Annotated in this window: 17 protein-coding genes; 7 read left to right on the plus strand and 10 right to left on the minus strand. The window is 64.6% G+C overall.

Translation table 11 applies throughout. The annotated features are described in order from the left end of the window. Genes HPT29_RS08210 through HPT29_RS08225 form a run of 4 tightly spaced genes read left to right on the plus strand, consistent with a single transcriptional unit; the run spans position 1 to position 2379 of the window. Entirely contained in the window at positions 1-480 is a 480-nt protein-coding gene (locus tag HPT29_RS08210) for an urease accessory protein UreE (RefSeq protein ID WP_173949574.1), read from the plus strand. Further along, the gene (locus tag HPT29_RS08215; protein ID WP_247654681.1) at positions 473-1174 is read left to right on the plus strand and encodes an urease accessory protein UreF; all 702 of its coding nucleotides are present in this window, start codon (positions 473-475) and stop codon (positions 1172-1174) included. The genes HPT29_RS08210 and HPT29_RS08215 overlap by 8 nt, the downstream gene beginning before the upstream one ends. Then, positions 1168-1794 carry an urease accessory protein UreG gene (ureG, locus tag HPT29_RS08220; RefSeq protein ID WP_173949617.1) on the plus strand — a complete coding sequence of 209 codons (627 nt, stop codon included), beginning with the start codon at positions 1168-1170 and terminating at the stop codon, positions 1792-1794. The genes HPT29_RS08215 and ureG overlap by 7 nt, the downstream gene beginning before the upstream one ends. A gap of 15 nt (positions 1795-1809) precedes the next feature. Further along, positions 1810-2379 (plus strand): HupE/UreJ family protein, encoded by a 570-nt coding sequence (locus HPT29_RS08225; RefSeq protein ID WP_173949572.1) that lies wholly within the window; start codon positions 1810-1812, stop codon positions 2377-2379. Between the two features lie 125 nt (positions 2380-2504). Here HPT29_RS08225 and HPT29_RS08230 read toward each other — a convergent pair whose 3' ends face one another. Together HPT29_RS08230 and HPT29_RS08235 are read right to left on the minus strand one after the other, a co-directional pair. After that, positions 2505-3248, minus strand: a complete 744-nt coding sequence (locus HPT29_RS08230; protein WP_173949571.1) for a hypothetical protein — start codon at positions 3246-3248, stop codon at positions 2505-2507. 194 nt (positions 3249-3442) lie between these two features. Further along, the gene (locus HPT29_RS08235; RefSeq protein WP_173949570.1) at positions 3443-4879 is read right to left on the minus strand and encodes a protein adenylyltransferase SelO; all 1437 of its coding nucleotides are present in this window, start codon (positions 4877-4879) and stop codon (positions 3443-3445) included. A 651-nt stretch (positions 4880-5530) separates the two neighbouring features. Here HPT29_RS08235 and HPT29_RS08240 point away from each other — a divergent pair. Beyond that, positions 5531-5905 (plus strand): hypothetical protein, encoded by a 375-nt coding sequence (locus tag HPT29_RS08240; protein ID WP_173949569.1) that lies wholly within the window; start codon positions 5531-5533, stop codon positions 5903-5905. A gap of 10 nt (positions 5906-5915) precedes the next feature. Here the strand turns inward: HPT29_RS08240 and HPT29_RS08245 are convergent, their stop codons facing one another. Beyond that, positions 5916-7085, minus strand: coding sequence for a L,D-transpeptidase family protein (locus tag HPT29_RS08245; RefSeq protein WP_349774716.1), 1170 nt, complete (start codon positions 7083-7085; stop codon positions 5916-5918). A 340-nt stretch (positions 7086-7425) separates the two neighbouring features. On the opposite strand from HPT29_RS08245, the gene mfd reads away from it, so the two are divergent. Together mfd and HPT29_RS08255 are read left to right on the plus strand one after the other, a co-directional pair. Continuing rightward, complete coding sequence (gene mfd, locus HPT29_RS08250; RefSeq protein WP_173949567.1) at positions 7426-10758, plus strand: transcription-repair coupling factor; 3333 nt, start codon at positions 7426-7428, stop codon at positions 10756-10758. A gap of 99 nt (positions 10759-10857) precedes the next feature. Further along, the gene (locus tag HPT29_RS08255; RefSeq protein WP_173949566.1) at positions 10858-11085 is read left to right on the plus strand and encodes a hypothetical protein; all 228 of its coding nucleotides are present in this window, start codon (positions 10858-10860) and stop codon (positions 11083-11085) included. Between the two features lie 3 nt (positions 11086-11088). Here HPT29_RS08255 and HPT29_RS08260 read toward each other — a convergent pair whose 3' ends face one another. The 7 genes from HPT29_RS08260 to HPT29_RS08290 all read right to left on the minus strand — a co-directional run bounded on the left by HPT29_RS08260 (position 11089) and on the right by HPT29_RS08290 (position 17286). Continuing rightward, the gene (locus HPT29_RS08260) at positions 11089-11646 is read right to left on the minus strand and encodes a histidine phosphatase family protein (RefSeq protein WP_173949565.1); all 558 of its coding nucleotides are present in this window, start codon (positions 11644-11646) and stop codon (positions 11089-11091) included. A gap of 85 nt (positions 11647-11731) precedes the next feature. Then, on the minus strand, positions 11732-12553 hold the full coding sequence (locus tag HPT29_RS08265; RefSeq protein WP_173949564.1) for an alpha/beta hydrolase: 822 nt from the start codon (positions 12551-12553) through the stop codon (positions 11732-11734). 10 nt (positions 12554-12563) lie between these two features. Continuing rightward, entirely contained in the window at positions 12564-13262 is a 699-nt protein-coding gene (locus HPT29_RS08270) for an ABC transporter ATP-binding protein (RefSeq protein ID WP_173949563.1), read from the minus strand. Then, the gene (locus HPT29_RS08275; protein ID WP_173949562.1) at positions 13262-14017 is read right to left on the minus strand and encodes an ABC transporter ATP-binding protein; all 756 of its coding nucleotides are present in this window, start codon (positions 14015-14017) and stop codon (positions 13262-13264) included. The genes HPT29_RS08270 and HPT29_RS08275 overlap by 1 nt, the downstream gene beginning before the upstream one ends. Then, entirely contained in the window at positions 14010-15041 is a 1032-nt protein-coding gene (locus HPT29_RS08280) for a branched-chain amino acid ABC transporter permease (protein ID WP_173949561.1), read from the minus strand. The genes HPT29_RS08275 and HPT29_RS08280 overlap by 8 nt, the downstream gene beginning before the upstream one ends. A 9-nt stretch (positions 15042-15050) precedes the next feature. Then, positions 15051-15971 carry a branched-chain amino acid ABC transporter permease gene (locus HPT29_RS08285; protein ID WP_173949560.1) on the minus strand — a complete coding sequence of 307 codons (921 nt, stop codon included), beginning with the start codon at positions 15969-15971 and terminating at the stop codon, positions 15051-15053. 139 nt (positions 15972-16110) lie between these two features. Further along, complete coding sequence (locus HPT29_RS08290; protein ID WP_173949559.1) at positions 16111-17286, minus strand: ABC transporter substrate-binding protein; 1176 nt, start codon at positions 17284-17286, stop codon at positions 16111-16113.

Consider the following 17286-nt stretch of genomic DNA (forward strand, 5'->3'; position numbering starts at 1 on the left):
ATGATCCGCGCCACATCCATCATTCGCCGTGAGGCCGTCGAGCAGGACCGCATCGTCGACGTCATCACCCTCGATCATGGCGGCCGCCATCGCCGTCGCATCATGCTCCATGCCGAGGGCGGAACCGCCTTCCTGCTCGACCTCGACAGGGCCGACGTGCTGGAGGACGGCGACGCCATCCGGCTTGAGAGCGGCTGGCTCGTCGAGGTGCGGGCCGCGCCCGAGAAACTCGTTGAGATCACCACGGAGAAGCCGCTCGACCTCCTGACTCTCGCCTGGCATATCGGCAACAGGCACGTGCCCGCGGAGATCACCCGCACGGCGATCTATATCGGCTACGATCATGTGCTGGTCGACATGCTGATCGGGCTGGGCGCCCGGGTCGAGATCGTCGAGCGGCCGTTCCAACCGGTCCGCGGTGCCTATCATCACCACGAGCAAGGCGGGCATTCACATCACCACGGAAATGGCCATGGATGATGTATCCGTGACAGTAAGGGCTCAAGGATCGGAGGCAGCGATCCTGCCGCTCTTCGCCTGGCTGTCGCCCTCTTATCCGGTCGGCTCCTATGCTTATTCGCACACGCTCGAATGGGCCGTGGAGGCCGGCGACGTTGCCGACGAGGCGACGCTCGTGGCTTGGCTGACCGACCTCCTGACGCTCGGCATGGGGCGCAACGACGCCATTCTCCTGAGCCATGCCTACCGGGCCATCGAGCAGGATGATCGAGACGCTCTCGAGACCGTCAACGAACTCGCGCTTGCCCTGTCGCCCTCCGCCGAACTCTATCTCGAGACCAGCCAGCAGGGGCGCAGCTTCCTGGATGCGACGCTCGCCGCATGGCCGTCGCCCCGGCTGACGCCGCTCGAGGGCGATGTCGCCTTTCCGGTCGCCATCGGCATGGCGGCGGCGGCCCATGCCGTTCCCCTGCCGCTCACATCGCCCGCCTATCTCTTCGGGCTCGTGCAGACGCTCGTGTCGGCGGCCATCCGCCTCGCGCCCATCGGCCAGACGGCAGGCATCCGCGTGTCCGCCGCTCTTGCCGACACGGTGCAGACGGTTGCCAGAGAGGCCATGGCTCTCACGCTCGACGATATCGGCGGCTCGACCTTCCGGGCCGATCTCGGCTCTTTCCATCATGAGAACCAGTATACGAGGTTGTTTCGATCATGACTTCTCACACGGGACCCCTGCGGGTCGGCATCGGCGGACCGGTCGGGTCTGGCAAGACGGCCCTGATGGAGGCGCTCTGCAAGACCTTCCGCGAGCGCTATGACATCTGCGCCATCACCAACGACATCTACACCAAGGAGGATGCTCGGCTCCTGACGGTTGCCGGCGCACTGCCGGTGGAGCGCATCATGGGCGTGGAGACGGGAGGATGCCCACATACGGCGATCCGCGAGGATGCGTCAATCAACCTTGCCGCCATCGCCACCATGCGCAAGCGCTTCCCGGCCCTCGACATCGTGCTGGTGGAATCCGGCGGCGACAACCTGGCGGCCACGTTCTCGCCCGAGCTCGCTGATCTGACGGTCTACGTCATCGACGTCGCCGGGGGAGAGAAGATCCCGCGCAAAGGCGGTCCCGGCATCACGCGCTCGGATCTCCTGGTGGTCAATAAGATCGATTTGGCGCCCCATGTCGGGGCAGACCTTTCGATCATGGAGGAGGACACGAAGCGCATGCGCGGCCAGCGTCCATACGTGTTCAGCAACATCCGCGACGGCGTAGGCGTCGACGCCATCGCGGCATTCATCGAGCGGGCCGGCGGTCTGTCGGCCGCGGCCTAATAGGGGATCTTCAAAATGTTCAAACGCTCGGTTCTTGCCACGCTGTTCATCGCGGCAGCCATGCCGGCTTTGGCCCACACGGGTCATGCTTCTGCATCGGGCTTCCTGTCCGGATTCTCGCATCCGCTGGGCGGGATCGACCATGTGCTGGCCATGGTGAGCGTCGGCCTCTTCGCGGCCCTGCTCGGAGGACAGGCCGTGTGGGCGTTGCCGACGAGCTTCGTCGCCATGATGCTGGCGGGCGGAGTCTTAGGCCTGATCGGCATCGCGGTTCCAGCCGTCGAATCCGGCATCGCCCTGTCCGTGGTCGTGCTGGGCGCCGTCGTCACATGGGGGCGGCGATGGCCGGTCCAGGCTGCGGCCGCCCTCGTCGGCGCCTTTGCGGTGTTCCATGGCCATGCTCACGGGATGGAGATCCCGTCCGGGGCCAGCGTCGTGCTCTACAGCCTCGGCTTCACCCTGGCGACCGTCCTGCTGCTTGGAGCCGGCATGATGTTCGCAACGATCACAGCCCGTCAGATGCATGTTAGCCGATTGGCCGGCGCTGCGGTTGCGGTCGCAGGCTTTGTTCTCCTGATTGGATAGAATACGCAAGTTTGGGCTCAGGCGATGTTCTGAACCGACCCGTTGAAACGAAGGCGTGATCGCACCATCCAGGTCCTTGGCTGAAGGCGTCAGCCAAGGACCTGTCGCATGGGGCTCACGCCGCGTCAGCGCTTGCCGCCGCCACTGCCACGTCCACCATTCCCGGCAGGGCCGTCCTGATCGGTGCCGTCGCCGTTGTTGGAGCGGCCCGGATTGGACGAGTCGTTGCCGTCGTCGTCGTTCCCGTGGCCATTGTTGCCGTGGCCGCCGTTTCCGCGATTGTCACGTCCGGCGCGACCGTCGTGATCGGTCCCGCCGCCATTGTTGGAGCGGTCCGGATTCGAGGAACCGTTGCCGTGGCTGCCGACGCCGACATCAGCGTTCCCGCCTGCGCCGCCGCCGACGGACGAGCCAGCCGACCCACTCGCATTGCCACTGCTACGACCAGTGCCGGGGCTGGCCGTGCCGGGAGTGCCGCTGTCTGCCACAGCCCCGCTACGGCCCGGGCTCGCGCCGGCCCCGGCAGCACCCGTGTTGCCTGCACCATGTGTGCCGCTGCCGATCGTGCCGGAAGCACCGCGATCAGACCCGGGAATAGCGGCAGGGCCGCTGCCGATGGATCCGGTCACGGCGTCGGACCGGTCCCCATCCACCGGATGGTCCAACCGGTGCATCGCTTGAGGTCGAACGGCGCAGCGACAGGTTTCCTGACCGTGGATGATATGGAGCCGGCAGTTTCGGTACAGCGAGGCATCGGCAACAGCGGGCACGCATTGCCGGCCGGCTCCGACGCTCTGGGCATCGGACGGCGTTGCCAGGACGAGGAGGAGGGTGGTGCTGGACAAAGCAAGAGCGCATGAACGCTTCATAGGGTTCACCTGCATAGAACGAGTTTCGGTGATGAGCCGCATCGCGGCGGCCCACTTGGCTAGAAGACGCATATCACGAAATAACGTTCCGTTCTCTCAGCAGAATGATGTTCGTTTCGAAATGGAAGGTTCGTCGACACTTGAGGCGGCTGAGCTAAGCAGCAGTGCTCAATGTGAGATACGGCTTAGTTTGATCAAGCTTGAACGGGACATTCTGCTCCGCAGGCCTCGGCCATGCCGCGGATCTCGGTGAGCTTCGACCTGAAGGCCGACCAGTCGTCCGCCGCGGCGATCGGTGCCCAGAGCGCTTCGACCTCATCGATCAGCATGGTGCAGGGCGTGGGACGGGCAAAATAGGGATGGTCGAGCCGGAGTCCCGGTGCCGGATCGAAGGTGCCGAGCGCCGTGCGAACGGGCTCGAAGGAGGTCTGTGCGTAGAAGTTCGCGGACGGGCTTGCGGCGGCCCGCTCCGCACTTGCACGACCACCGTGCCAATCGAAGAAGGTCTGCTCGAAGGGCGCCTTGGTCTCATGGAGAAAGGTCCACAACGCCTTGGCCAAGGCTCCATCCTGCTCGAAGCCTTTCGATCGGAGCCCGAGGCGCCGCATGACGGCACCGGTGAACTCCCGGTGCAGGGCGGGCTCGAAGGCGCCCAGCGCCTGCTCGAGGCTGCTCTGCTCGGCGAGCGGAAGCAGGCATTCCGCGAGGCGGAACAGGTTCCACAGCAGCGTGTCGGGCTGGCGCCCGAAGGCATAGAGACCGGTCTCGTCGAAGTAAGCGGCCGTGAAGCCGGGTTCATAGACGGGGAGGAAACGCCACGGACCATAATCGAAGCTTTCGCCCGTGACGTTGATGTTGTCGGTGTTGAGAACGCCGTGCACGAAACCGGCCGCCATCCACTGCGCTCCCATGCGGGCCACGCGCCGGCAGACCTCTTCCAGGAACGCCGATGCACGACCGGCTTCCTCGTCGCGCCATGCTTGCGGCATATAGGTCCGGATCGTGTAGTCGAGGAGCTTGCGGAGATTGGCGGTGTCGTCCAGGTACAGCAGCCGCTGGAACGTTCCGATGCGGATATGGGAATGGCTGAGGCGCACGAGAACCGACGAGCGTGTGGGTGAAGGTTCGTCGCCGCGCTCCAGTTCCTCGCCCGTTTCCACCAAGCTGAAGGTTTTCGAGGTCTCGACGCCGAGCGCCTCTAGCATTTCGGTCGCCAGCACTTCGCGCACGCCGCCCTTCAGGGTCAGGCGGCCATCCGCATGGCGCGACCACGGGGTCTGACCGCTGCCTTTCGTGCCGAGGTCGAGGAGCCTGCCATCCTGCCCGTCGTGGAACTGTGCGAAGAGGAACCCGCGTCCGTCGCCCAGATGCGGATTGTAGGTCCGGAATTGGTGTCCGTGGTAGCGCAGGGCAAGCGGCTGTTGCAAGCTGCCGGGAAGCGGCTCGAAGCGCCCGAAATGGTCGAGCCACTCTTCGTCAGCGAGCGATCCGAGCCCGACCCGCTCGGCCCAGCGCTGGTTGCGATAGCGCAGAACATGCTGCGGGAACCGCGCCGGCTGAACGATGTCGTAGAAGTCCGGACCGAGTTCCTGATGGAGCGTCGAGGCGCGGTATTCGGCGGAGGGCGGCATGCATCGTATCCCATGAACCTGTGTTCAATCCCACGGCGCTCGAAATGTTCAGATGTTCCGAGCGAGTTCAAGCGGGTGATCCGGCGAACGGCGATCGCGGCCCTGGGACAACCCCCTGACAGGATGCCGATCATCTCAGAAATCGGCAGTACAATATTACGATCCGTTGCGCTGTCCCGCTTTCGGAAGTCCGTGCGCAAAAATAGTGCACAGGTTCGCGAGGGCGAAAAGCTTCGCATTTTCCTCACGTTCCGCCTTGTTTTTCATCTGCCCAGCTGGAGCCGTTTCGACAATCTGTGCGTTTGTCTCTTGGCTCCCAACGAGAGGTCCCTTAGGATTCTATCAACAAAGCAGACGGGAGGAAGGTTTATGGCATACAAGGATGTGCTGAGCCTTTGCGGCCGAATTGGCCTGATCGTAGCTGCGTTCGCGTTCGTCGCTGGAATTATTGCAGGTCCCCTCCTTGAGAGAGTGTGGTCGTCCCGCCTGACGGTCACCCAGAACAGCGGTGCGCCGGTCCCGGCACCACCCAAGGTCCCTGTCGAATCGCAGGCGGGGCAACCGGGCTAACAACTTTTTAGAGGTCTCTGGGCCATACCCCATCGTCGCCGGTCCCGGCGCGAATGCGGCTCCTTTTCGGATAAGGATGCGATGAGCAGCGAGACACTTTTGCGGCAGGAGATCCGTGACTCTCTCGGGTACGTCCGCAGCATGATCGATCATTATTCGGGACTCTACACGGGTGAGAATCTTACCCAGGACGTGCTCCGATTTTGCGACGAATTGGCGAGGTCCACAGACCCGAATCCCCGTCTGAGGGAAGCGCGTCGCGTCGTTGAGGAACGGTGCCGTCAGCTGGCTCATGCGACGGACCGGTTTTCGCCGCGCGATCCGGCTTGGATTGCGGCCGTGCGGGCACAGGCCGTCGCCGCGATCGACGTGTTCCAGGATGCCGCCTTCGAGTCGCACAAGGCCCGCGCAGTCGTTCCGTCATCCGGACGGCTGCTGCGCCGGAAAAGCCTCTAGCCAAGGCGCATCAGAGGCGCTTGGGCTTGATGGACGCCGTCGCGGGCACATCGACGATCTGAGGCTCCAGAACGGGATCGCTCTTCGCCATGTCGAGTCCATAGACGTCGTCTCGGAAATGCACGGCGCCGTCTGCCGTCGCATAGCCGGTCAGATAGATCCAGGCGACGGGAACCGGCTTCTCGAGCCGGATGTCCTGACGGGTCGTGTTCGATATGGCCGTATTGATCGCGTCCCTTGTCCACCCGCCGGCCTGACCGTTCGTGCCGCGCAAGAGCCACTCGGCGAAATCGGCGACTTCGGCCACGCGGACGCAGCCTGAGGAATGGAAGCGGGCATCCTGCGCGAAGAGCTGCTTCTTGGGCGTGTCATGCATGTAGACGGCATGCTTGTTGGGCATGTCGATGCGGATCTGCCCGAGCGAGTTGATCGCGCCGGGATCCTGGCGGAGCGTATAGTTCACCGCATTGTCCGTCGACCAGTCGAGGGTCTTGGGGTCGACTTCCTGGCCCTTCGCATCGAGAATGCGGATCTTCATCTTCTCCAGATATCCGGGATCCTTCCGAACGTGGGGGATGATGTCCTTCTTGATCAGGGAGACCGGCACGGTCCATGTCGGATTGACGTTGACGGCCGTCACGCGGGTCTCGACGGTCGGCGAGGGACGGTCGACCTTTCCGGCGATGGCCACGTAGCGCCGGGCGACCTGTCCGCGCTCCACGGCTTCGACGGCGGCCGATGGAATGTTCACTACGACGTAGCGGTCGCCGAACGAAAACGTGGATCCCGCGAGCCTTTGTGCGGAGGCGGTCAGCTGGCGGTGCCGCACGAGCGCCGGGACGTTCAGCGCATCCAAGGTCCGTGCCCGGACCGCTCCGGATTCCGGTAGGCCGTGACGGGCCTGGAAGCGCTTCACCGCCCCGGTCAGATCGGAGTCGAAGATCACGCCCGAACTCAGATCGGCCGGAAGATCGCCCTCCGCGGCGAGCCGCTGCCGCAGGGTCGCGACGAGCGGGCCCTTGTCGCCCGCCTTGAGAACCGTGCCCGCAGGCAGATTTGGCCACCCTCCCGCTTCGGCGATGCGCTTGTAGGTCCAAGCCGCTCGCATCGTATTGATGAACGTGCTCCCGTCCAGGGTCGGACGGGGATCCTGCGAGATCGAGATCACCGGCGTGGGCACGGTCTTCTCCGCGGGCTTGACCGGTGCCGCAGGTGCTGCTTTCGGCCGCAGATCGGTTCCTGCCACGGGAGGAGCCGGGTTGCTCTGCGATGCCTGAATTGGACCGGAAGGGTTTGGATTTTCAGCAGCCGCAAAGGCATCCGCATGGCTCCCGAAGGTGGAGCACGAGAGCAGAGCCAGTCCAAGGCAGAGACGTTTTGCATTCCCATAGGTCATGTTCCGACTATGGACAAGGATGGTTTACAAAATGCTGTCGGGGCCACTCGCCGGAGGCGTGCCTGCAACTGGGACGGCGCCTGAACGTTGTCTTCGGTCCCGAGCCCCGTCACATGAGTGCCCCATGCGTGCCAAGCCTGCCCCCTCTGAGGACATCAGGCGGATCGACCTTACCTTGCCATCTCTCCTCGGACTCCATGCCGTCCGCCTGCTCGAGCAGGTCAGGGAGGCCGGGCCGGCGGGAGCGATCTATGTCGCAGGTGGGGAGCGCTGGGCCGAGCTGTTGGTGCAGGCCATGAGGGGCCTGGCTCCCAATCTCGACATCGATCTCTTGCCGCCCTGGGATTGTCTCCCCTACGACCGCGCTTCGCCTTCGCGCGAAATCATGGGTCGGCGCATGGCCGTGCTCCGGCGCATGAGCGGATCGAGCACGAAGCCACGTCTCCTGGTGACGAGTGCGGCCGCCGCCCTTCAGCGCGTGCCGCAGCGCGGCATCGTGGATGAGGCCGTCTTCGGCCTCACGGCCGGCGAGGAGCTGTCGTCGGACGCCCTCAAGGACTATCTTCATCGCGCCGGCTACATCCTCGACGAGCGCGTGGACGAGCCGGGCGAGGCGGCTTTCCGAGGACAGGTGATCGATCTGTTCCCGGCCGACCGCTCCTCGCCGTACCGGATCGAGCACGACGGACAAAGCGTCGTGGCCATCCGCTCCTATGATCCGATTTCCCAACTCACCGAAACGGAGGTCGGCCATCTCATGATCGGGCCCGCTTCCGAACTCGTCCTGCCGCAGACAGAGGAGAGCGATCCATCCATCGAGCGTTTCGACGGGATCGAGCATCTCCTGCCGGAATATTGCCCGCATCTGGAGACGGTCTTCGACTACTGGCCGGATGCGACCGTCATCGTGGACGGAAAGGCCGAGGAGAGGCGACCGCTCGTGATGGAGCAGGTCGCCGATGCTTACGACAATCGGACGAGCATGCGTGGACAGGGAGGCGCCAAAGGATCGGCTGTCTCGCCTGAACGACTTTTTGTCCAGGACGACGAATGGGCGGACCTGCTGTCGCGGCGACGGGTCACGTACATTCATGCCGCATCCGAGGACGATACGCGGCGGGTCGCGGTGCCGAACTTCGCGATCGCGTCGCGGCCCTCCAAGGATCTGGCCGACTTCCTGCGTGCGCAGATGGATGCCGGTCGCCAGATCATTCTTGCTGCGGCCGCACGTTCGGATCTCGGCCGGATCAAGCGCCGTGTTCAATCCATCGGACGTGCCGAGGCTGCCGAGAGTTGGGACGATGTCGTCGACGGACCTCCCGCGGGATGGTTCGCCCTGCAGGTCGAGATCAGGAAGGGCTTCATCGATGAGCGCGACGACATCGTGCTGATCACGGCCGGCGATATCCTGGGCAGCCGCATCAGCAGCGGGATCGAGAGAGACGCCAGCACCACGGCTTCGAGCCTCATGGACAACGGTTTTCAGATCGGCGACGCCGTCATCCACATCGATCATGGCATGGGAGTGCTCGAGGGGATGGAAACCATTCCGGCCGGCGATGCCGGCATGAGCGACGCCGTCAGACTGAAATACGCGGCCGACACGACGCTCCTGATGCCGGCAAAGGAGATGGATCGCATCTGGCGCTATGGCCCAATGGCGGATTCGATCTCCCTGGACAAGCTGAACAGCGATGCATGGTCGCGCAGACGCGAGACGATCGAAGCGGAGATTAAGGAAACGGCCGAACGGATCATGGGGCTGGTCGACGCCCGCAAGGGTATGAAACTGGAGCCGCTCGTGCCACCAAGCCGTGATTATGAACGGTTTGTCGCCCGCTTTCCATTCTCAGAGACAGCCGATCAGGTCCGCGGTATCGAGGAAGTTCTCGAAGATCTGTCATCGGGTCGGCCGATGGACCGCCTGGTCTGCGGTGATGTCGGTTTCGGCAAGACCGAGGTCGCCCTGCGCGCCGCCGCGGCCGTTGCGCTCGCCGGTAAGCAGGTCGCCGTTGTCGCGCCCACGACCGTGCTTGCACGCCAGCATGTGCGCAGCTTCCAAAAGCGCTTTGCCGGCCTGGGGATCGAGGTCGCCCATCTCTCCCGCCTCGTGGCACCGGCCGAGGCCCGGGCTGTGAAGAAGGGATTGGCGGATGGATCGATCCGCGTCGTCATCGGCACTCATGCGCTTGCTGCGAAAGGTGTCACTTTCAAGGACCTCGGCCTTGTGATCATCGACGAGGAGCAGCGTTTCGGCGCAGCCCAGAAGGCGAAACTCAGAACGCTCGCGGCAGACGGGCACGTACTCACCCTGACGGCCACGCCGATACCCCGGACGTTGCAATCCGCCTTGGTCGGCTTGCAGGAATTGAGCATCATCGCGACACCTCCCGCGCGTCGGCAACCGATCCGCACATTCCTCACCCCGTTCGATCCCGCTAGCGTCCGGGAAGCCCTCATGCGCGAGCGCCGCCGCCGTGGCCAGAGCTTCGTCGTCTGCTCCCGGGTCGAGGACATCGATCCGATGTGCGAGCGGCTGACGAAGCTCGTTCCCGAACTGCAGATCATGGTTGCCCATGGACAGATGAATCCGTCTGAGACGGATGACGTGATGGTCAGGTTCGCCGATGGCGAGGGCGACGTCCTTCTCGCCACCAACATCATCGAAAGCGGCCTGGATGTTCCCCGCGCCAATACGATGCTGGTGTGGCGCGCGGACCGCTTCGGCCTGGCGCAGCTCCATCAGCTCCGCGGTCGCGTCGGGCGAGGGCGCATCAGGGGTGTGGCCTATCTGCTGACTGAGCCTGGTGAGGATCTTCCGAAAGCGACGGAGAAGCGATTGCGGACCCTGACTGCCCTCGATCGCCTCGGGGCGGGCTTCGCCATCAGCGCGCAGGATCTCGACCAGCGCGGAGCCGGAGCGCTTCTCGGTGAGGAGCAGTCGGGTCACGTCAAGCTCATCGGCACTGATCTCTACCAGCACATGCTCAAACACGCTCTGCGCGGCGAGACCTTGAACGACGACTGGACGCCTGAATTGAGCATCGGAATGACCGGCACGGTTCCCGACGAATACGTGAACGATCCCGAGATGAGGATCAGTCTCTATGCACGTCTTGCGCGTCTCGACTCATCGGATACGATCGACGAGATCGAAGCGGAGATCGAGGACAGGTTCGGTCCCATCCCCGATCCTGTCGAGAGCCTCCTGAGGCTGGCGAACATCCGGCAGCTCTGCCGGCGCATGGGGATCGCCCGCATCGATGCGGGACCTCAGGCGATTGCATTGACGTTTCGGCCCGGCTCGTCGCAGAAGCCTTCCCTGCAGAGAGCGATCGACGAGTCTCGAGGGACGCTGCACTGGAGCAAGGAACGCCTCATCTTGTCGGCGTCGAGCGAGCATACGGACGAGCGTCACAAGCGGATTCTGGATCTCCTCGACACCATTGAAGAATGAATGATCTTCTGCAATCCCGGAACGCCGAGACGGCGATGCCGTGAACGGATCCGGCCCGGCCGACTTTATAATGAAGACAGTCTCGAACGTGAGGAAGCTATGACGTCCGAAGAAATCAGCGAGCTCAATGCTGCACGCGAAAACCTCGTGAAGCGGCGCAGGGAGATGGCGCGTCAGATCTCCGAGGCGCCGCTGCCCTCCATCGAGATGGCCGAGGAACTCACGAAAATCCTCGTCGCCATCGAGGCTCTGGATCGTGCGCTCAACGAGGCGGGCCACCCCTACATGAGCCAGGGTGTGGTCGAGCAGTTGAGGGCGGACACATAGCGTCTAAAGCTTCACCCTTCCAACGACGTCGAATCCGGCGCCGGGCTTCGGCCTGAGGACGAGCATTTCTCCCTCGCCGGGAAAGATCCCGGTGAGGGCTGTGATGTTGACCTGATGCGTGACGAGCACCAGGACGCCATTGGAGCGCCATTCCTGGACGGTGCGACGCACGGCCCGAGTCCTTGCCGGCTCTTGGTCCTGTCCCGCGAAAAACGAATCCAGCGGCTGGAAAGGCTCCGCCAGGGTACCGAAAGCCAGGCGGGCGGTATCGAGCGCTCGGCACCAGCGGCTCGAGAGAACCCGCTCGACAGGAACCTGCTGTGACCGGAACGCCGCACCGATCGCCTGTGCCTGGGCGCGCCCCTCTGCCGAGAGATTGCGCTGGGTCGTGCAATCCTCAAGCCGGAAGTTGGGCGGGTCACCGGTTCCCGGCGCGCGAGCGTGTCGAAAGAGCGCGATAGTGCCGCCTTGCCGCAGTGCCTGCCAGACGTCCTCCGACGCCCGAAGCGCCTGCGGCCAAGCCATCGCGAGAAGAAAAAGAAATGCCAGCGCGACAGGCATGCGTCACCAGCCGATCCGTGTCAGCCTCACTGAGAAACGCAACGTCGGACGTCGGTGCGGGTTCCTGTTTCCACCGGCAGGTCGATCAAGCGTCGGTTGCAAGCTCCAGGAGCAGATCCACGAGCGGGTCGCCTGGGTTGGCGAGCCCGGCGATGACGTCGAAATGGTTTGCGCCCGGCACCTCGTGATAATGGGTCGCAACGCCCGCTTTACTCCAGCGATCCACGATGGCGCGGGACTGGCGCAGGAACTCGCCGCTTTCTGCCCCGCCGACCACCGCGATGAGACGGCCGCCCGCGGGCGGGTCCCATTCCAATGGGCTCAGGCGGTGCGCTTCCTCGACACTCAGCCCGAGCGCCCTGTTGATCGACGTCGGGACCAACGGCGGCAGGTCGAACAGACCGGAAATGGGCATCGCGGCCCGGACCGGGAACCGGAGCCCGCCGGAGCGCGCCATGAGGCACGCCGTCAGGTGCCCTCCGGCGGAATGGCCGCTGACGACGAGAGGGCGCCCTGTGCGCCGCATGACGAAATCGGCCGCGGCCTCGATCTCGGACACGATCTCGGCGAGGCTTGCGGCTGGCGCGAGGGTGTAGCTCGGGATCGCGACCGTCAGCCCGCGTTCGTTGGCTCCGCGCGCCAGGTGGCTCGATGTGGTTCTGTCGAGCGCCTGCCAGTAGCCGCCATGAATGTACAGAACGACCGGCCCTCCCGCTTCCCCGCCCGGTGGGTGGAAGAAGTCGAGACGGTGGCGAGCCCCGGGGCCGTAGGCGAGATCGAGCTCGCAATGGGCGCTGTCGCGATAGGCCGCCGAATCCCGCTGCCAGCCGGCGATGTGGACGGGGTGCTCGGGAACGCGCGCCCGGTTGTTGTACTCGGCTTCGAGGTCGAGATCGTCGGCCGCCATGAATGGGTCCTCAAACGTGGAGATACCGGTCCTTGAGGCTCGGATCGGTCATGAGCTCATCGCTCGTTCCGGTCCAGACCGAGCGGCCCTTCTCGATGATCACGTGGCGGTCGGCGAAGCTCGCCAGGGCGCCGATGTTCTTGTCGATCACCAGGATCGACTGGCGTTCACCCTTGAGGCGCTTGAGGCACGTCCAGATCTCGGCGCGGATCAAAGGCGCGAGCCCTTCGGTGGCTTCGTCGAGAATGAGCAGCTTGGGGTTCGTCATGAGCGCTCGGCCGACGGCCAGCATCTGCTGCTCGCCGCCGGAGAGCTGCGTGCCCAGATTGCTCCGGCGCTCCTTCAGGCGCGGGAAGAGATCATACACCGCATCGAGGGTCCATCGCCGCTCACCGCGCCGGGCTGACGCGGTTGCAACGAGGTTCTCCTCCACCGTGAGTGTCGGAAAGATCTGCCGACCCTCCGGCACAAGGCCGATGCCGGTCTTCGCGATGCGATAGGGCGCGAGGCCCGTTACCGCAGCGCCGTCGAAGTGCACCTCGCCGCCCCGGGGGCGGAGCAGGCCCATGATGGACCGGATGGTGGTGGTCTTGCCCATGCCGTTGCGGCCGAGAAGCGTCACCACCTCGCCGGCCTTCACCTCGAGAGAAATGTCGAAGAGCACCTGCGCGGCGCCGTAGGACGCCTGAAGCTGTCGGACGGAGAGCATCAGACCATCTCCTCCTCACCGAGATAGGCCGCTCGAACCTCAGGATTCGCCCTGATCCGCTCCGGCGTGTCGGTGGCGATCACACGGCCGTAGACGAGCACGGAGACGCGGTCGGCCAGGGAGAAGACCGCATCCATGTCGTGCTCGATCAGCACGATGGTGAGGCGGCTCTTCAGGCGGCGCAGGGTCTCGACCACACGCTGGGATTCGTCATGGCCGGTGCCGGCGAGCGGCTCGTCGAGGAGCAGCAGCCTCGGCTCGGTGGCGAGCCCGATGGCGAGTTCAAGCTGGCGCTTCTCGCCATGGGACAACAGGCCCGCGGGAATGTGAGCGCGAGCGGCCAGCCCGACCTGAGCGAGACAATCCATGGCAGGTTCGTTCAAGGCCTTCTCCTGCGACGCGTTGCCGAAGAAGCGGAAGCTTGATCCGGCGCGCGCCTGAACGGCCAACGCCACATTCTCGAGAGCGGAGAAGGCCGGCAGGATCGACGTGATCTGGAATGAGCGCGCGAGCCCGCGCCCGACCCGCTGCGGCATCGAAAGACCCGTTACGTCCTCGCCGGCGAACAGAACGGATCCGGAATCGGATGACAACGTTCCCGAAATTTGATGGATCAGCGTCGTCTTGCCCGCGCCGTTGGGCCCGATGATGGCATGCAGCTCGCCGGGCTGAACGGAGAGGCTGACGTCGTCCGTGACGACGAGAGCGCCATAGGCTTTGCGAAGGTGGCGCAGTTCGAGCAGGGGATCAGCCATGGCGAGGCCTCCGCAGCAGGCCCATGATCCCGCCTCTGGCGAACAGCACGATCAGGATGAGAAGGGGACCGAAGACCATCTTCCAGTTCTCGGCGAGATGAGCGCGCGCCTCTTCGCTCAGGAAGAAGCTGAGACCATGCAGGAGTTCCGGCAGGAATTCCTCCAGCAGCAGGAACGCGGCCGCACCGACGATGGCGCCATGCAGGGAGCCGAGACCGCCGAGCACGACCATGAAGATCAGTTCGCCGGAGCGCTGCCACGTCATGAAGGCGGGGCTGACGAACTCCGCCTGGTTCGCCAAGAGGCAGCCGGCGAGCCCCGCCAGCATGCCGCTGATCACATAGGCCATGAGCTGAAACCGGAAGGGCTGAAAGCCGATCGCTTCCATGCGCACGGCATTCTCCCGCGTGCCGCGCAGGACGCGGCCGAACCGCGACGCGACGGCCGAGCGCGAGAACGCATAGGCGCCGAGAAGGCAGAGCAGGCACACCCAGTAGAAGGCGAAATCGCTCTCCAAGATGCTCGACCCGGCCAAGAGGCTGCGTGACGACAGGGTCATGCCGTCGTCGCCGCCGTAAGCTGCCAGCGACGTGGCGAGGAAGTACAGCATCTGCCCGAAGGCCAGGGTGATCATGATGAAATAGACACCCTTGGTCCTCAGCGAAATCGCCCCTGTGACCAGGGCGAAGAGCGCGGAGGCCGCAAGCGCGACGGGAACCTGCACGAGGGCATCCTCAATGCCGTGGCTGGCGAGGATCCCGACCGCATAGCCGCCGATGCCGAGGAAGGCCGCGTGGCCGAAGCTCACGAGCGCCCCGTACCCGAGGATGAGGTCGAGCGCCATGGCGGCGATGCCGAAGATCATCACGCGCGTGAGCAGAGACAGGACATAGCCCTCTGCCCCGGACGCCATGGCCAGCAGCGGCGCGGCCGCGAAGGCGGCAAAGAGCAGGATGGGAACGATCTCGAGCCGTGGCCTGAGGGACGGCATGGGAGCGGCGTGCGTTTCGGCGAGTTCGGTCATTGACGCACCTTAGCGCTTCACGGGAAACAGGCCGGACGGGCGGAAGAACAGCACCGCAGCCATGAAGATGTAGATCAGCATCGGGGCGATGGCCCGGCCGGTCTGGCTTGCGGCCGCGGGATCGAGCACGAGGCGCAGCAGGTTCGGGGCGAAGCTGCGCCCGACCGTATCCACCAGGCCGATCAGGAGGGCTGCGAGGAACGCACCGCGGATCGACCCGATTCCGCCGATCACGATGACCACGAAGGCGAGGATCAGAATGTTGTCGCCCATGCCAGGCTCGACCGACAGGATCGGCGCCACCATCGCGCCGGCAAAGCCCGCCAGCATGGCGCCGAAGCCGAACACGATCATGAACAGCCGCTGGATGTTGACGCCCAGCGCCGACACCATGGCGGCATTGCTGGCGCCGGCGCGCACGAGCATGCCGACCCGCGTGTGGTTGACGAGGGCGTAGAGCAGGGCCGCGACCACGAGGCCTGCTGCGATGATCGCGAGGCGATAGACAGGATAGAGAAGGCCGCTCGCGATCTCGATGGAGCCGGACAAGAGTTCGGGAACGGGGACGCTCAGGGGGGCTGCGCCCCAGACGAACTTCACGCCCTGGTTCAGGAACAGGATCACCCCGAAGGTCGCGAGCACCTGGTCGAGATGATCGCGATCGTAGAGATGCCTGAAGACCAGCACTTCGAGCAGAAGGCCGAAGGCTAGCGCGGAGGGCAGGGCGAGGAGCAGCGCCCAGCCGAAGCTCCCGGTCCAGGCGCTAAACGCCGCCACCAGATAGGCGCCGACCATGTACTGCACGCCATGGGCGAGATTGATGAAGTCCATCACGCCGAACACCAGGGTCAGCCCGGCCGCGATGAGAAAGAGGATGAGGCCGAATTGGAGGCCGTTCAGAGCCTGGACGAAGAGAAGTGTTGCGTTCATCGGCACGTCACCGGCTAGTGGCCTGCATCGACCAAGCTCCGATCGGGCGCTTCCATGCGGAAGCACCGGGATAGTTTGCGTCAAAGACCAACGAGCGATCCGCTCCGCGAGGACGGACCGCTCGCTGTTGCGATGCGCGTCAGTTCGTGGCGGCACATTCCTTGGCATAGGCGTCGGTGTAGTCGTCGAACACCTTCTCGACGATCTCCGTCTCCAGCTTGCCGTCGGAACGCTTCGCGGCCTTGACGAGATAGAAGTCCTGGATCGGGAAGCCGTTCGCGCCGAACTTGAAGTCACCGCGCAGGGACTTGAACTCCGCCTTCTTGATGGCGGCGCGCAGCGCCTCCTTGTCGTCGGTCTTGCCGCCGGTCGCCTTGAGGGCGGAGTCGATCAGCAGGGCCGCGTCGTAGGAATGCATGGCGTAGGAGGCCGGCACCGTGTTGTAGGCGGCCTCGAAGGCTGCGACGAACTTCTTGTTCTCCGGGGTGTCCATGTTCGGAGCCCAGTTCGAGCCGCTCAGCATGCCGATGGCGGCATCCTGCTGCGCCGGCAGGTTGGTCTCGTCCACGGTGAAGGCGGAGAGGAACGGGATGCGGTCGGCAAGACCAGCCGCACGGTACTGCTTGACCAGGTTCACGCCCATGCCGCCCGGCATGAAGGTGAAGATCGCGTCCGGCTGCATGGAGGCGATCTTGGCAAGCTCTGACTGGAAGTCGAGGGTGTTCAGCGGGGTGTAGGATTCCTCGACGATCTCGCCCTTGTAGTGGCGCTTGAACCCGGCGAGCGCGTCCTTGCCGGCTTGGTAGTTCGGCGCGAGCAGGTAGACCTTCTTGTAGCCGCGGTCCTGTGCGACCTTGCCGAGAACCTCGTGGTTCTGGTCGTTCTGGTACGACGTGGCGAAGAAGTACGGGCTGCAGCTCTTGCCGGCGAGGTTCGAGGGGCCGGCATTCACGCTAATGTAGAAGGTCTTGGCGTCGACGATGGGCTTCTGCGTCGCGACCGCCACGTTGGAGAAGATCGGTCCGACCACGAAATCGACCTTGTCGCGCTCCAGAAGGCCCTTCACCTTGGTCACCGCCACGTCGGGCTTCAATTCGTCGTCGACGACGATCACCTCGACATCGCGACCGCCGAGCTTGCCGCCGAGGTCCTTCACCGCGAGCTGGAAGCCGTCGCGGGCGTGCTGGCCGAGCACGGCCGAAGGGCCGGACAGGGTCAGCAGCAGGCCGACCTTCAGCTTCTCCTGCGCCATGGCCGGCACCGCCGCCAATCCGACGGCGGCTGCGAGGCCAAGGGTTTTGATCGTCACGTTCAT

The organism is Microvirga terrae (genome assembly GCF_013307435.2).
Classification (GTDB): Bacteria; Pseudomonadota; Alphaproteobacteria; order Rhizobiales; family Beijerinckiaceae; genus Microvirga; species Microvirga terrae.

Coding starts and splice junctions, on each gene's coding strand:
- HPT29_RS08235 (WP_173949570.1), bottom strand. CDS start 4,879: ATGCCGCCCTCCGCCGAATACCGCGCCTCGACGCTCCATCAGGAACTC.
- HPT29_RS08255 (WP_173949566.1), top strand. CDS start 10,858: ATGACGTCCGAAGAAATCAGCGAGCTCAATGCTGCACGCGAAAACCTC.
- HPT29_RS08260 (WP_173949565.1), bottom strand. CDS start 11,646: ATGCCTGTCGCGCTGGCATTTCTTTTTCTTCTCGCGATGGCTTGGCCG.
- HPT29_RS08215 (WP_247654681.1), top strand. CDS start 473: ATGGATGATGTATCCGTGACAGTAAGGGCTCAAGGATCGGAGGCAGCG.
- HPT29_RS08225 (WP_173949572.1), top strand. CDS start 1,810: ATGTTCAAACGCTCGGTTCTTGCCACGCTGTTCATCGCGGCAGCCATG.
- mfd (WP_173949567.1), top strand. CDS start 7,426: ATGCGTGCCAAGCCTGCCCCCTCTGAGGACATCAGGCGGATCGACCTT.
- HPT29_RS08265 (WP_173949564.1), bottom strand. CDS start 12,553: ATGGCGGCCGACGATCTCGACCTCGAAGCCGAGTACAACAACCGGGCG.
- HPT29_RS08230 (WP_173949571.1), bottom strand. CDS start 3,248: ATGAAGCGTTCATGCGCTCTTGCTTTGTCCAGCACCACCCTCCTCCTC.
- HPT29_RS08270 (WP_173949563.1), bottom strand. CDS start 13,262: ATGCTCTCCGTCCGACAGCTTCAGGCGTCCTACGGCGCCGCGCAGGTG.
- HPT29_RS08240 (WP_173949569.1), top strand. CDS start 5,531: ATGAGCAGCGAGACACTTTTGCGGCAGGAGATCCGTGACTCTCTCGGG.
- HPT29_RS08275 (WP_173949562.1), bottom strand. CDS start 14,017: ATGGCTGATCCCCTGCTCGAACTGCGCCACCTTCGCAAAGCCTATGGC.
- HPT29_RS08285 (WP_173949560.1), bottom strand. CDS start 15,971: ATGAACGCAACACTTCTCTTCGTCCAGGCTCTGAACGGCCTCCAATTC.
- HPT29_RS08280 (WP_173949561.1), bottom strand. CDS start 15,041: ATGACCGAACTCGCCGAAACGCACGCCGCTCCCATGCCGTCCCTCAGG.
- HPT29_RS08210 (WP_173949574.1), top strand. CDS start 1: ATGATCCGCGCCACATCCATCATTCGCCGTGAGGCCGTCGAGCAGGAC.
- HPT29_RS08290 (WP_173949559.1), bottom strand. CDS start 17,286: ATGAACGTGACGATCAAAACCCTTGGCCTCGCAGCCGCCGTCGGATTG.